At 47.1% G+C, this 278-nt stretch carries 1 protein-coding gene; it reads right to left on the reverse strand.

All coding sequences use genetic code 11. The features are described 5' to 3' along the window. On the reverse strand, positions 1-269 hold a 269-nt coding region (locus Q5L94_RS13645; RefSeq protein ID WP_317498899.1), incomplete at its 3' end, for a hypothetical protein. Positions 270-278: the final 9 nt, after the last annotated feature.

The following is a 278-nucleotide window of genomic DNA, read 5'->3' on the forward strand; positions in this document are numbered from 1 at the left end:
GGTTGATACTCCGTGTTACTTTCCGGATTCCAGGCGAGAAAGCCACGTTCAAACAAACTTCTCAGCAAGGATTCAGCGTCACTAACCTCCACATTCGTGCTGTAGGCAATCTCTTCAGCGGTCCGAAAATGATCTTTCGAAAGTTCGTCAATGAGAGACAGTGCAGATTTGTTGACTCTGGTGACTGCAAGCGGATCTGAGCGATAAATCAGGTTCCCTTGGATTCTTACTCCTTCTCGAAGTCGATACAGGCCTTGCACATCCTGCATTTACTTCAG

The sequence above is a fragment of the Idiomarina sp. Sol25 genome (assembly GCF_033052775.1).
GTDB lineage: Bacteria > Pseudomonadota > Gammaproteobacteria > Enterobacterales > Alteromonadaceae > Idiomarina.